13 protein-coding genes are annotated in these 13422 nt (G+C 67.2%); 10 read left to right on the top strand and 3 right to left on the bottom strand.

The genetic code is table 11. The annotated features are described in order from the left end of the window. Window positions 1-36 precede the first annotated feature (36 nt). From gcvH to ABIB29_RS10195, 3 genes are all read left to right on the top strand, one after another. A complete protein-coding gene (gene gcvH, locus ABIB29_RS10205; RefSeq protein WP_354172404.1) occupies window positions 37-432 on the top strand; it encodes a glycine cleavage system protein GcvH in 396 nt (131 codons plus the stop codon). Then, window positions 429-1766, top strand: coding sequence for a serine hydroxymethyltransferase (gene glyA, locus ABIB29_RS10200; protein ID WP_354172402.1), 1338 nt, complete (start codon window positions 429-431; stop codon window positions 1764-1766). Before gcvH ends, glyA begins: the two co-directional genes overlap by 4 nt. A 163-nt stretch (window positions 1767-1929) precedes the next feature. Further along, the gene (locus tag ABIB29_RS10195; protein WP_354172400.1) at window positions 1930-3357 is read left to right on the top strand and encodes an L-serine ammonia-lyase; all 1428 of its coding nucleotides are present in this window, start codon (window positions 1930-1932) and stop codon (window positions 3355-3357) included. A 1-nt stretch (window position 3358) separates the two neighbouring features. Here ABIB29_RS10195 and ABIB29_RS10190 read toward each other — a convergent pair whose 3' ends face one another. After that, window positions 3359-3913 (bottom strand): TspO/MBR family protein, encoded by a 555-nt coding sequence (locus ABIB29_RS10190; RefSeq protein WP_354172398.1) that lies wholly within the window; start codon window positions 3911-3913, stop codon window positions 3359-3361. A 116-nt stretch (window positions 3914-4029) separates the two neighbouring features. Between ABIB29_RS10190 and ABIB29_RS10185 the strand changes: the two genes are divergently transcribed. Further along, window positions 4030-5103 (top strand): lipid II:glycine glycyltransferase FemX, encoded by a 1074-nt coding sequence (locus ABIB29_RS10185; protein WP_354172396.1) that lies wholly within the window; start codon window positions 4030-4032, stop codon window positions 5101-5103. 31 nt (window positions 5104-5134) lie between these two features. Then, window positions 5135-6631, top strand: coding sequence for a threonine/serine exporter family protein (locus ABIB29_RS10180; protein ID WP_354172394.1), 1497 nt, complete (start codon window positions 5135-5137; stop codon window positions 6629-6631). 139 nt (window positions 6632-6770) lie between these two features. On the opposite strand, the gene ABIB29_RS10175 is transcribed toward ABIB29_RS10180, so the two are convergent. Together ABIB29_RS10175 and ABIB29_RS10170 are read right to left on the bottom strand one after the other, a co-directional pair. Further along, window positions 6771-7610: a siderophore-interacting protein gene (locus ABIB29_RS10175; RefSeq protein WP_354172393.1), complete on the bottom strand. Its 840-nt coding sequence runs from the start codon at window positions 7608-7610 to the stop codon at window positions 6771-6773. Between the two features lie 61 nt (window positions 7611-7671). Beyond that, on the bottom strand, window positions 7672-8457 hold the full coding sequence (locus tag ABIB29_RS10170) for a uracil-DNA glycosylase (RefSeq protein WP_354172391.1): 786 nt from the start codon (window positions 8455-8457) through the stop codon (window positions 7672-7674). A 93-nt stretch (window positions 8458-8550) separates the two neighbouring features. Here ABIB29_RS10170 and ABIB29_RS10165 point away from each other — a divergent pair, with 93 nt between their 5' ends. The 5 genes from ABIB29_RS10165 (at window position 8551) to groL (ending at window position 13331) form a co-directional block, all read left to right on the top strand. Next, on the top strand, window positions 8551-8868 hold the full coding sequence (locus ABIB29_RS10165) for a DUF3263 domain-containing protein (RefSeq protein WP_502915588.1): 318 nt from the start codon (window positions 8551-8553) through the stop codon (window positions 8866-8868). A gap of 81 nt (window positions 8869-8949) precedes the next feature. Beyond that, window positions 8950-9603 carry a LytR C-terminal domain-containing protein gene (locus ABIB29_RS10160; RefSeq protein WP_354172389.1) on the top strand — a complete coding sequence of 218 codons (654 nt, stop codon included), beginning with the start codon at window positions 8950-8952 and terminating at the stop codon, window positions 9601-9603. A gap of 198 nt (window positions 9604-9801) precedes the next feature. Continuing rightward, entirely contained in the window at window positions 9802-10008 is a 207-nt protein-coding gene (locus ABIB29_RS10155) for a cold-shock protein (RefSeq protein ID WP_282382031.1), read from the top strand. Window positions 10009-10112: 104 nt separating this feature from the next. Next, entirely contained in the window at window positions 10113-11375 is a 1263-nt protein-coding gene (locus ABIB29_RS10150; protein WP_354172458.1) for an ABC transporter substrate-binding protein, read from the top strand. A 318-nt stretch (window positions 11376-11693) separates the two neighbouring features. Further along, entirely contained in the window at window positions 11694-13331 is a 1638-nt protein-coding gene (gene groL / locus ABIB29_RS10145; RefSeq protein WP_160667642.1) for a chaperonin GroEL, read from the top strand. The last annotated feature ends 91 nt before the right edge of the window (window positions 13332-13422 follow it).

Below are 13422 nucleotides of genomic sequence, written 5' to 3'. Positions count from 1 at the left end.
CACCCACGACCACTCCAAGACTGAGGAAAAAAACACATGGCAAGAGTTGCCCCTGAACTGCAGTACTCCGACGAGCACGAGTGGGTTGCGCGGGACTCCGGCAACGCCGGATCCAACATTGTGTCCATCGGCATCTCGGCGATCGCCACGGACGCCCTCGGCGACATTGTCTACGTGGACCTGCCCGAGGTCGGCGCCACGGTGACGGCGGGGGAGACCTGCGGCGAGGTGGAGTCCACCAAGTCCGTCTCGGACCTGTACGCCCCGGTGACCGGAGAGGTCACCGAAACCAACCCGGCCGTCGTCGAGGACCCCGCGCTGATCAACAGCGACCCCTACGGTGCAGGCTGGCTCTTCAAGGTCGCCGCCGAATCGGACGGCCCGCTGCTCTCCGCCCAGGAGTACGCATCCAAGAACGGCGGCGAACTGTGAGCACGGCCGCAGGCACAGCCACAGCCGCCGGCGCCGCCCTTGAGCAGGTAGTTTCCCCGAGCCTGGACGCGGATTTGTCCGCGCTGGATCCGGAGATCGCCGCGAGGATCGATGCCGAGCTGGCCCGCCAGCGGGACGGCCTGGAAATGATCGCCTCGGAGAACCACACCGCCAGGGCCGTGATGCAGGCGCAGGGGTCGGTGCTGACGAACAAGTACGCCGAGGGCTACCCGGGCAAGCGTTACTACGGCGGCTGCGAGCACGTTGACGTGATCGAACAGCTCGCGATCGACCGGGTCAAGGCCCTGTTCGGCGCCGAATACGCGAACGTCCAGCCGCACTCCGGCGCGCAGGCGAACGCCTCCGTCATGCATGCCCTGATCCGTCCGGGTGACACGATCATGGGCCTGAACCTGGCGCACGGCGGGCACCTCACGCACGGGATGAAGATCAACTTCTCCGGCCGGCTCTACAACGTGGTCCCGTACCAGGTCCGGGAGGATGACCACCGGATCGACATGGCCGAGGTGGAACGCCTCGCCGTCGAGCACAAGCCGCAGCTGATCGTCGCCGGCTGGTCGGCGTACGCCCGGCAGCTGGACTTCGCCGAGTTCCGCCGGATCGCCGATTCGGTGGGCGCTTACCTGATGGTGGACATGGCGCACTTCGCCGGGCTCGTCGCCGCGGGCCTGCACCCGTCCCCGGTGCCGCACGCGCACGTCACGACGTCCACCACGCACAAGACCCTTGCCGGTCCGCGCGGCGGCATCATTCTCTCCAACGACGCCGACATCGCCAAGAAGATCAACTCGGCAGTGTTCCCCGGCCAGCAGGGCGGCCCGCTGGAGCACGTGATCGCGGGCAAGGCCGTGGCGTTCAAGATCGCCGCGTCCCCCGAGTTCAAGGAACGCCAGGAGCGTGTGCTGGCCGGCGCCCGGATCCTCGCCGAGCGCCTGGTCCAGCCGGACGTCACCGCCAAGGGCATCAACGTGATCTCCGGCGGCACCGACGTGCACCTGGTCCTGGTGGACCTGCGCAGCTGCGAGCTCAACGGCCAGGAAGCCGAGGACCGCCTCGCCGCGATCGACATCACCGTCAACCGCAACGCGGTCCCCTTTGACCCGCGCCCGCCGATGGTCACTTCCGGGCTGCGCATCGGCACCCCCGCGCTGGCCACCCGCGGGTTCGGCGAGGCGGCGTTCACCGAAGTCGCGGACATCATCGCGGAGGCACTGATCGCCGATGCCGGCGCCGACCTGTCGGGTCTGCGCTCCCGGGTGGAGGCCCTCGCCGCCGCCCACCCGCTCTACCCCTCGGTTGCCAACCTCAGCTGACCTCTGTCCGGGCCCGTTGGGGCCGGCATCCTCCGCGTGCTCGGTCGCGAAGACGCCCGCTGGGCGGACGTGACGCTCCCTTGGACGCACGCTTCCGGATGCCGGTCCCAAAGGGCCCCGGCTCACCTGCCGCCCCCACGATTATCAAGTTAGGAACCCGGCTATGGCTGTTGGTGTCTTTGATCTTTTTTCCATCGGCATAGGGCCCTCCAGTTCACACACCGTGGGCCCGATGCGGGCTGCCGCCGTGTTCGCAGAGGAGCTCAAATCCCTTGGCAAGCTGGTGGATGCGGCGGCGCTGCGGGTGGACCTCTACGGTTCCCTCGCCGCCACCGGCCACGGCCACGGCACCATGACCGCCATCCTCCTGGGCCTGGAGGGCTTCCACCCCGAGCTGATCCTCCCCGAGGAAGTGGAGGAACGGCTCGCCACGATTGCCGAAACAGGTACGCTGCAGCTGGCCGGCGCCGGCGAAGGGGCGGGTATCCCGCTGCCCTACGGCGTGGAGGATATGGTCCTGCGTCCCCTGACCATCCTCCCGCGGCACACCAACGGCATGACCTTCACGGTGTCCGGTGCCGACGGCGAAGTGCTGCACAGCGCAACGTTCTTCTCCGTGGGAGGCGGCTTCATCGTCCGCGAGGGCGAGGAGGACGCGGCGCTCAAGGAACTCGCCGAGTCCAAGAAGGAACTGCCCCTGCCCTTCCGCACCGCCGCGGAACTGCTGGGCCGCTGCCAGTCCAAGGGCCTCTCGATCGGCGAGATCATGTTCGTCAACGAGCGGGCCTCCCGGACCGAGGCCGAGATCCGCGAAGGCCTCCTGCACATCTACTCCGTGATGGAAAGCTGCGTCGAGGTCAGCCTCAGGCGCGAGGGACTGCTGCCCGGCGGGCTCAAGGTCCGCCGCCGCGCGCCGGACTGGCACGAACGGCTCATGAAGGAAACCCGCGGGCAGGACCCCGACTACCGGGACCCGAAATACTGGCAGGAATGGGTCAACCTGATCGCCCTGGCCGTGAACGAGGAAAACGCCTCGGGCGGCCGCGTGGTCACCGCCCCGACGAACGGCGCCGCCGGCATCATCCCCGCCGTCCTCTACTACGCCCTGCACTTCGCGCCGGGCATGGACAAAGCCACCCAGGCCGACCGGGACGACGTGGTGGTCAAGTTCCTGCTGACCGCCGCCGCGATCGGGGTGCTCTACAAGGAACAGGCCTCGATCTCCGGCGCCGAGGTCGGCTGCCAGGGCGAGGTGGGCTCGGCGTCGTCGATGGCCGCCGCCGGCCTGGCCGAAGTCATGGGCGGCACGCCGCAGCAGGTGGAAAACGCCGCGGAAATCGCGATGGAGCACAACCTCGGCCTGACCTGCGACCCGATCGGCGGGCTCGTGCAGATCCCCTGCATCGAACGGAACGCCATCGCGGCAGCGAAAGCCATCAACGCCGCCAAGATGGCGCTCTGGGGCGACGGCTCGCACCGGGTGTCCCTCGACGAGGTCATCGTGACCATGCGGGAGACCGGCAAGGACATGAGCTCCAAATACAAGGAAACCGCGATGGGCGGCCTCGCCGTGAATGTGGTGGAGTGCTGAGTCAGTTGTACAGCGCAACCCAGAGGTTCAGCGACGAAGCGAACACGATCCAAGCGAGGTAGGGCAGCAACAGAAGTCCGGCCGTCCGGCTGATCGGTCCGAAGCGGAGCGCTGTGACGGCCACGGCCACCGCCAGGGCCACAATGACGCCAAAGGCGATCCACAGGGCCGGTGTGCCGAGCGCCGGGTACAGCCCGAAGAAAACCGGCGTCCACAGCAGGTTCAGCACCAACTGCACGGCGTAGGCGGTGAGGGCGGGCCTGGTCCCCTCCGCCTGCCGGCGCCAGACCAGCCAGGCCGCCACGGCCATCGCGATGTAGAGTGCCGTCCAGACCGGCCCGAACAACCAGTTCGGCGGCGACCACGGTGCCTTGTCCGCGGTGGCATACCAGCCGTTGACGTTGTTGGCGGTGGCCAGTCCGCCCAGTCCCGCGACCAGGGCCGAGGCCGCGAGAAAGGCCAACAATCCCAGCATTTGGGCGCCCAGCGCGAGCTTTCCGGGCGTGCGACCCTGGCTTCCGGATCCTGCGGCCAATGATTGCTGATCAGCGGGCATGCTTCCAGCGTAGCGCGTCCGCTCCGGCCGGGAACATGGGGCCGGGCGGATAGACTTGAAACTGCATGTCCGCATGCCCGCCGACGCTCGTACCGCAATGATTGGATGCCGCACCCTTGCGTGAATTCACCGCCCGCTTCGCCTCTGCCGAAGAGATCGCCAACTGGGACACCCACGTCACCGCGAACCCCAATGGCGGCAATCTCCTGCAATCGGAAGCCTTCGCCGAGGTCAAGCAGCACTTTGGCTGGAAACCCCTTCACCTCGTGTACGAGACGGCCGATTACACGAGCTACAACCTCATTCTGGAGAAGTCCTTCCCGCTCCTGGGCAAGCTCTGGTACCTGATCAAGGGCCCCGATGTGGCATCGGTCGAGGACATCCCCGGCATCGCCGCGGCCAACGCCGAATTCGTCAAGCGCGCCCGGCTGGGCGTCTTCGCCATCAAGGTCGAGCCGGACATTGTCCTCTCCCCGGAAGCCAAGGGAGTGATCGAAGCCGCCGGGCTGGTCAAGACCCACAACCTGCAGCCCAACGACTCCACGGCCCTGCTCGACATCTCCCCGGAACAAAACCAGCTGCTGCGCAATCTGCACTCCCGCGGCCGCAACGCCGTCCGCCGCGCCATCCGCGAGGACGTGGTGGTCCACAACATGGAACCCACCGAGGATAATTTCCGCGCCATGTACGCGCTGATGACCAACACCGTGGAAGCCAAGTCCCAGGTCCGGGTCCGGGAATACGAGTACTACCGGCAGTTCTGGACCAACTTCATCAGCCGCGGCCAGGGCAGGCTGCTCTTCGTCTACGAGGACGGTGTGCCCTCCGTGGGCGCCTTCGTCATCAACTACGGCCGCAAGGGCACCTACAAGGACGGCGGCTCGCTGCAGAAACGCGGCCAGTACGGCGACTCCCACCTGGTGCAGTGGACGGCCATCACCCAGCTCAAGGACCTCGGCTGCACCGAATACGACTTCTGCGGCACACCCCCCAGCGACCAGCTCAAGGACACGTCCAACCCGTTCCATGGGCTGGGCCTGTTCAAGACCAGCTTCAGCAAGACCGTGACCGACTTCGTCGGCTGCTACGACCAGGTGCTGAGCCCGTTGAAGTACAAGGCCTGGATGGCCGCGGGGGAGCGGATCGCCCGCCAGCTTTACACCCGCCGCACGGGCCAACAGTTCTACTAAACCGGCTGCCACGGATATTAAGGACGCCGGAATGACCAAGGAACCCGACGGCCGCCGCAGGCCGCACACCGACGGACTGCCCAGAACCGAGCCGATGTCGGCCACGCAGGTGCGCCAGAACGCCGCGGCCAAACGGATGCTGCGCCGCCTGGTCCAGGGCGAGAACCCGCCGACCGCCCCGATGAGCATCGTGGACCGTCTCGCCGGAAGCCCCTACGCCAACCCGATGATCCAGGTGGGCGGGGTGGATACCTCTGCCCGCAAGACCATCGACTTCGCGCTGCACCTGGCTGAATCCATGTTCCGGTACGGTGCCGGCGCCCTCGAAGTGGAAACCAGCATCATTGCCATCACGGCCGCGCTGGGGCTCAAACATATCGAAGTGGACATCACCAACCAGTCCGTGGCCATCAACTACGCGCCCAAGGACCAGACCCCGATTTCGCTGTTGCGTGTGGTCCGGTCCTGGACCAACAACTACGCCGGGCTCTCCCAGGTTCACCAGCTGGTCACTGAGATTGTGGCCGGCGGGGTGGGCCGCGAAGAGGCAGTGCGCCGGCTGGAGGAGATCACGCGCAGAGCCAAGCCCTTCCCGCGCTGGATGGTCACCGTCGCATTCGGGGTATTCTCCGCCGTCTTCGTCGGTGTGCTCGGCGGCGGCCCCGGCGCCTCCGCGGTGGCGTTCGTCTCCAACCTGCTGGTCAGCCTGCTGGCCCGGCAGCTGGGCCGCTGGCGCACCCCGGACTTCTTCATCACCGCCTCGTGTTCCTTCGTCGTCACTTTCATCGCTCTGCTGCTGTGGCGGTTCGGCGGCCTGGTAGGGATCCAGATCGCCCCCGAGATCGTGGTGGTCGGCGGGATCCTGCTGCTCCTGCCGACCGGGCGCCTGGTGTCCTCGGTCCAGGATGCGATCAACGGCTTCCCGGTCACGGCGGCCGGCCGGTTCCTGTCCACAATGCTGACCTTCGGCGCGCTCGTCGCCGGCATCGCCGTGGGATTTGTGGTGGGGGACATGATCGGGATGGAGACGATCGACGTCACCAAAACATTCCCGCCGGCGTATCCCCTGTGGGTAGTGGTCATCCTGATCGCCATCGCGGTGCTGATGATTGGCATCACCGAACAAACCAGCTGGCCCCTGCTGGTGCCGACCGCGGCCGTGGGCGTGGTGGGGTATCTGGTCCTGATCGGGGGAGACGCCGCAGGGATCGGGCCGCGCTTTTCACCCGCCCTGGCCGCTGTCGTGATCGGGCTCCTGGCCCGGGTGGTGGCGCTTCGGATGGGTGCCCCACAGCTGGTGGTGGCGGTTCCGGCCGCGCTGATCCTGCTGCCCGGACTCACTATATTCCGGTCCATGTATGTATTGACCATTGAGGAATCGGAGATCCTGCTGGGAGCCGGGGGCATGCTCAACGCCGGCGCCATCGTGATGGGGGTCGCGGCCGGCATCGTGCTCGGTGACACGCTCGCCCGGCCCCTGACGCGCGGCCTGGCGAGCAACGAGCGACGACGGGCACGCCGCCGCTAGGTCTCTTTTGCACTCTGCGCCGCCGGGTTTCCCTACCTTCGCCGGGTCTCAACGGCGTGGCGGGCCGCCGGGCCGGCGAGCCCCGGCGTCGTGATGGCAAAGCTGGGGAAACTCCGCAGTACCCCGCTGGATTTTGCTGTCAGACCTTCCCGATGGGCAGCTTTTTCTCGGCCTGGAAGTCGTCCTCCACCCGGCCCATTGCCCAGTAGCCGGAGAGCGAAACCTGGGTGCGCTCCAGCCCGCGCTGCGCGTAGAGCACCTCCCGCAGGCTCTTCATGTAACCTCGCTCACCGTGCGCAAACACCTGCACCCGGCCTTCCGGCCACGTGGCGTCGCGCACCGCGCTGACCAGCAGTCCACTGGCCCCGGCCGCCACGCCCCCGCGCAGGAGCCAGCGCAGCTCCACACCGGCCGGCGCGGCGATGGCCTGGATGTCGGCGTCGCCCTCCACCTCAAGGAAAGCGAGGCCGCGGGCATCCTCCGGCAGCGATTCGATCGCGGCACCGATGGCCGGCAGGGCGGACTCGTCGCCCGCGAACAGGTACCAGTCCGCGGTCGGGTCCGGGTTGTAGCCGCCGCCCGGGCCGGTGAAGGTCAGTGCGTCGCCGGGGCGGGCGGACGCGGCCCAGGGCCCCGCGAGGCCTTCATCGCCGTGGATCACGAAGTCGATAGCCAGTTCACCGGCCGCCTCGTCGACCCAGCGGACGGTGTAGGTCCGGGTGTGCGGCCACTGATCGCGCGGCATGGACTCCCGGATTTCCCAGAGGTCCAGCGGTTCCGGGTAGTCGATCCCGGGCTGCGGGAAGACGAGCTTGACGTAGCGGTCCACGAAGGAGTTGTTCACGTACCCGGCGAAGCCCGGCCCGCCGGCAATGATCCGGACCATGTGCGGCGAGAGCTGCTCGCGGCGCAGGACCGTGAGGTTGGTCTGCGGACGGGATTTCCGGGTGGCCGAAGTGGCTGCGGGGACTGAGGTCATGAAGCCAAGCCTAGCCAACAACCGCCAACAACCCTGGGCGGAACCCTGACTGTGAAGCCTGCTAGGGCAGGGGCGGGAGTTCCCAGTCCACCGTGCCGCCGCCTTGCTCCCGGAGCAAAGTATTGGCGTGGCTGAACGGCCGGGAGCCGAAAAATCCCCGCGAGGCCGAGAGCGGACTCGGGTGGGCGCTGGAGATCACCGGTGTGGAACCCAGCAATGGAAGGACGGTCCCGGCGTCGCGGCCCCAGAGGATCGCCACAAGCGGCGCGGGGGAGCCGTCGGCGGTGACGCGGTCCGCCACGGCGCTGATCGCTGCCGCCGTGATGGCTTCCCACCCTTTGTTCCGGTGCGATCCGGCCTCCCCGGCCCGGACGCTGAGAACCCTGTTCAGCAGCAGCACACCCTGCTCCGCCCAGCCGCGGAGATCGCCGTGGACCCGCGGCGGCAGCCCCAGATCCGCCTCGAGTTCCTTATAGATATTGGCCAGGCTGCGCGGGATGGGCCGGGTGGCGCCGTCCACGGCAAAGGACAGCCCGACGGCATGGCCGGGCGTCGGATACGGGTCCTGGCCCACGATCAGTACCCGGACGTCCGCCAACGGCTGCCCGAACGCCCGCAGTACGTTCGACGGCGGCGGGAGGACCTCGTGGCCCTCGGCGACTTCCCGGCCCAGGAAAGCCAGGACATCGCGCAGTTTCCCCTCCACCGGCGCCAGCGCCTCGGCCCAGTCGGCGGCCACAAGCTCCCTCAACGGCCGGCGGGCGAGCTCAGCGAAGCCGGCGGACTGGGTCACTGCGGGCTCCAGCTCGAACAGGGCGTCGGAATCAAGGGAGTCGGAGGTAGGCACGGGGCCTATTCTCGCAGGGAGGCAAATGACAACACTGTTATTCGCCCGTAACATGGGTGAAGACTTTCACCGGATCCAGTCAGGGAGTGTGTCGTGGCCGAACAAGCGCAAGAGCACCTTGCCACGGCGGCATCTGTTGCCGCCGGGATCAGCCCCGAGTCGCCGCTGAGCAGCCGGGACCAGCAGATGCTGGCGCTGGAACGGCAGTGGTGGAAATACGCCGGCGCCAAGGAACAAGCCATCCGGGAGCTCTTCGACCTCTCCGCCACGCACTACTACCAAATCCTGAATGCCCTCATCGACACCGAGGATGCGCTGGCCCACGATCCCATGCTGGTGAAGAGATTGCGTAGACTACGTACGTCACGCCAACGTGCGCGCACTGCTCGCCGCTTGGGCTCAGACGCGTAAAGCACAGCCGGAGGCGCGGATTCCTGCGCGGACGCCGGCGTGGGCACATCGTCAGAAATCAGCAAGGACGTCGTTTTTACCATGACCAAATACGCTCGGGATGAATTTGATCGGGTCCCGGAGACCTCCACACGCCAGGGTGTCCACCGGGCAGTCGCCGAATCCCGCCGTGGCCGCCGACTGGGGTCCATCCTGGCCGTCGGAGCCGCCGCACTGGCCGTGGGCCTCGTGGCCTTCCTGCTTCTGCCGAAGCTTGGATTCTCATCCGCCGGAGAAACGATGGCTGTTTCGGCCGAGCAGGGCGGCGGCAGCGCCGCCGCGTCGCCCGCCCCCACGGCCTCCACCCAGGCCCCGTCCAGCCCCGAGCCCTCCACCCCGCCGCCGTCGAGCGCGGCGCCCGTCAGCCCGCAGGCCGCCGCGACGCCCTCCGCGTCCGCCACCCCCTCCGCGGCCGCCGTCGTCGACAAGACCCAGCCGGTAGCGGTGTTCAACGGCACCACCACCGCTGGGCTGGCGAACCGCGTAGGCGGAACCGTCTCCACCGCTGGCTGGACCATCGGCACGCTGGGGAACTGGGGCGGTGTGCCCCAGCAGCGCTCGGTCATCTTCTACAGCGGAGCCGCGCAGAAGGTCAACGCCGAAGCCCTTGGCAAACTCCTCGGCATCCCGACCGTTGTGGACTCGGCCGAATTCCAGCTCCCGCTCGTGGTGGTCCTGGCGCCCGGTTTCCAGTAGCCCGATCCGGTTACGCCTGAATAACTATTGGCCTCCTGAACCGCCGCCGCCCTGCGCTCCGGCCTGAGGCTGTGGGTACAGTATTTGCGGACTGCGTTTGCAGTCTGGTTTTGCATTCTGCGTGTGCATTCTGCTTACTGCAATCCGCGGACCACATTGTGGTGGGCCGCCCGCCAGCCGACTGAAAGTGTGGACACCATGGCATTGGGAACCGTCAAATGGTTCAACGCCGAGAAGGGCTACGGATTCATCACCGTGGACAGCTCCGGGGCCGATGTCTTCGTGCACTGGTCTGCCATTGCGGGGGAGGGCTACCGTGCCCTGGACGAGGGGCAGCGCGTGGAACTCGAAGTCGGCGAGGGCGAAAAAGGCCCGCAGGCCGAAAGCGTCCGGCCCGTCCAGTGACCTTCGACGCCGCAGCGCACGCGCCGCACGCGCCGCAGGACCCAGCCGACCGGGCCGTTCTCCGCCGGGCCACCGGCAGGACTCTCCGGCGCCGGGCTGCGGCACTGCGGACCGGCCGCGCCGTGGTCCTGGCCGCGACGGCCGCCCTGACCCTGACAGCATGCCTGGGTCCGACCGGCGGCGCCCGCGTGGCGCAGGCGGACGCGAGCGGCGACGGCACCCTGCGGATCGGGCTGATCCTCGACAACACCGGACCGCAGAGTTTCCTCAACGCCCCCCAGCTGGCTGCCGCAAAGCTTGCCGTCAAGGAAATCAACGCCGCGGGCGGCCACAAGGGCAAACCGGTGGAACTGCTCCCGGAAACCATCAGCGCGGACACCGCCGCGCAGGCCAAGGCGCTGGTTGCGGCCAAAGCCGACGTCGTCATCGGTCCGACGGACTCAAGCCGGGCGCCTGCCGCCATCGATGTCCTCTCCAACGCCAAGACCGCCATCATTTCCCCCGCCAATGCCGCCAGAGGGCTCACCAGCTATCAGAGCAACGGCTACTATTTCCGGACCTCTGCAGCCGACGTCGCGCAGGCACCCTTGCTGGTCAAACTGGCCAAGGACAGCGGTGCCGCCACCCTCGCCGTGGTGTACGAGGAGGGCAGCTACGGCAAGTACGTGTCCACCGCCGTCGCCGCCGCCGCCCGGCAGTCCGGCCTCGGGTCCGTCGCCGTAGCCGGGTTCGCCCCCGGCCAGGCGCAGCAGGCGGCGGCTGCCGTGAAGGCGGCGGCTCCCGACGCCGTCGTGCTGGTCTCGCGGGCAGGGGCGCAGGGCGCTATCGCCGAACTGAACAACGCCGGCGTTGCCGGCAAGAAACTCATCCTCAGCGACGGGGCGGTCAACCAGTACGGTCCAGGCCTTGGATCCAGTGCCCTCGACGGTGCCCGGGGGATCCTGCCTGGGACCTTTGCCTCCGCGCACTTCCAAGCCGAACTGGTTTCCGTGGATCCGGGGCTCTCGGACATGACGTTTGCCGCCGAGACCTACGACGCCGTGAACCTCGCAGCCATTGCGGCCGCTGTTGAGCAGGACGACGCCGGAGCCTCCATCGCGGCCGGCCTGATCGGCGTCTCGGGCGGCAGGGTCCAGGCGCCGGGCGGCGCCGGGCCGTCCGGTGAAGCCACGGTCTGCAAGAGCTACCAGGAGTGCCTCGACGTTCTCCGGGACGGCAAAAAACCCGATTATGACGGTGAATCCGGTCGGATCGGTTTCGATGCCAACGGCGACGTCAGCTCGGCGAACTACGTCCTCTACACCTACGGTGCGGACAACACGGCAACCATGAGCGGCAGCGAGACAGCCAGCAGCAACGGGAGTTAATCGCCCGTAGCGTATTGCGTCGCGCCGCAGTGCCGCCAGCGGGCCGATGCAGGGCATTCCGGTGCACCCACTGCTTGCACTCTCCCCGGGGGAGTGCTAATTATTGAGTTAGCACTCCCGCGTATTGACTGCTAAAACAACGCCCGGTTCGCCCGGCCGCGAAGTTGAAGCAGGCGAGCCAGGAGCGAAAGAAACACCTGGCTGGGGTGAGATCCCTGGCCCGGCGGCATACAGAGGCCGCGGGGCAAGGATCGTCCGTCGCGGGCACCGCAGCAAAGGTTCATTCTTAACGACTGTCCCGAAAGGACTACTGCCGTTATGGCCAAGATCATTGCATTTGATGAAGAGGCACGCCGCGGTCTTGAGCGGGGCCTGAATATCCTCGCCGACGCCGTCAAGGTCACCCTCGGCCCGCGTGGACGCAACGTCGTCCTCGAAAAGAAGTGGGGCGCCCCCACGATCACCAACGATGGTGTTTCCATCGCCAAGGAGATCGAGCTGGACGACCCTTACGAGAAGATCGGCGCCGAGCTGGTCAAGGAAGTTGCCAAGAAGACGGATGACGTCGCTGGCGACGGAACCACCACGGCCACCGTGCTGGCTCAGGCCCTGGTCAAGGAAGGCCTGCGCAACGTCGCGGCCGGCGCTGATCCCCTGTCCCTCAAGCGCGGCATCGAAAAGGCTGTCGAAGCCGTCACCCGCGAGCTCCTGGCCTCTGCCAAGGAAATCGAAACCAAGGAAGAGATTGCCGCCACCGCGTCCATCTCTGCCGGTGACAACGAGATTGGCGCCCTGATTGCCGAAGCCCTGGATAAGGTCGGCAAGGAAGGCGTCATCACCGTCGAGGAGTCGAACACGTTCGGCCTCGAGCTGGAGCTCACCGAAGGCATGCGCTTCGACAAGGGCTACATCTCCGCTTACTTCGTGACCGACGCTGAGCGCCAGGAAACGGTCCTCGAGGATCCGTACATCCTGATCGTCAACTCGAAGATCTCCAACGTCAAGGAACTGGTTGCTGTCCTCGAAAAGGTCATGCAGTCCTCCAAGCCGCTGCTGATCATTGCCGAAGACATCGAGGGCGAGGCCCTGGCCACCCTGATCGTCAACAAGATCCGTGGCACCTTCAAGTCCGTCGCCGTCAAGGCTCCGGGCTTCGGCGACCGCCGCAAGGCGCAGCTCGCCGATATCGCCATCCTCACCGGTGGCCAGGTCATCTCCGAGGAAGTCGGCCTCAAGCTTGAGACCGCCGGACTCGAACTCCTCGGCCGCGCCCGCAAGGTCGTTGTGACCAAGGACGAGACCACCATCGTCGAGGGTGCAGGCGACGCTGACCAGATCGCCGGCCGCGTTTCCCAGATCCGCGCCGAGATCGAGAACTCCGATTCGGATTACGACCGCGAGAAGCTGCAGGAACGCCTGGCCAAGCTGGCCGGCGGCGTTGCAGTCATCAAGGCCGGTGCCGCAACCGAGGTCGAGCTCAAGGAACGCAAGCACCGCATTGAGGACGCTGTCCGCAACGCGAAGGCTGCTGTCGAAGAGGGCATCGTCGCCGGCGGTGGCGTTGCCCTGATCCAGGCAGGCGCCAAGGCATTCGCCAACCTGCAGCTCGAAGGCGACGAGGCAACCGGTGCGAACATCGTCCGCGTTGCCATCGACGCACCGCTGAAGCAGATCGCCTTCAACGCAGGCCTTGAGCCCGGCGTTGTCGTCGACAAGGTCCGCGGCCTGCCTGCAGGCCACGGCCTGAACGCAGCAACCGGCGAGTACGTCGACCTGCTGGCTGCCGGCATCAACGACCCGGTCAAGGTCACCCGCTCTGCCCTGCAGAACGCGGCTTCCATCGCCGGCCTGTTCCTCACCACCGAGGCTGTTGTGGCCGACAAGCCGGAGAAGAACTCCCCGGCCATGGGTGGCGGCGACGATATGGGCGGTATGGGAGGCATGGGCGGTTTCTAACCACCCGGCTTCCGGCGCTGACCAGTTCAGCGCTGAACGTCCAGTTCAACGACGGCGGTCCCTCCTTCGGGTGGGGCCGCCGTCGGCGTTG

It is taken from the genome of Arthrobacter sp. UYEF36, from assembly GCF_040547025.1.
Taxonomy (GTDB): Bacteria; Actinomycetota; Actinomycetes; order Actinomycetales; family Micrococcaceae; genus Arthrobacter.
This window is presented reverse-complemented; position numbering and strand designations above follow the sequence as displayed.

Coding starts and splice junctions, on each gene's coding strand:
- gcvH (WP_354172404.1), top strand. CDS start 37: ATGGCAAGAGTTGCCCCTGAACTGCAGTACTCCGACGAGCACGAGTGG.
- ABIB29_RS10195 (WP_354172400.1), top strand. CDS start 1,930: ATGGCTGTTGGTGTCTTTGATCTTTTTTCCATCGGCATAGGGCCCTCC.
- ABIB29_RS10190 (WP_354172398.1), bottom strand. CDS start 3,913: ATGCCCGCTGATCAGCAATCATTGGCCGCAGGATCCGGAAGCCAGGGT.
- ABIB29_RS10180 (WP_354172394.1), top strand. CDS start 5,135: ATGACCAAGGAACCCGACGGCCGCCGCAGGCCGCACACCGACGGACTG.
- ABIB29_RS10175 (WP_354172393.1), bottom strand. CDS start 7,610: ATGACCTCAGTCCCCGCAGCCACTTCGGCCACCCGGAAATCCCGTCCG.
- ABIB29_RS10160 (WP_354172389.1), top strand. CDS start 8,950: ATGACCAAATACGCTCGGGATGAATTTGATCGGGTCCCGGAGACCTCC.
- ABIB29_RS10155 (WP_282382031.1), top strand. CDS start 9,802: ATGGCATTGGGAACCGTCAAATGGTTCAACGCCGAGAAGGGCTACGGA.
- groL (WP_160667642.1), top strand. CDS start 11,694: ATGGCCAAGATCATTGCATTTGATGAAGAGGCACGCCGCGGTCTTGAG.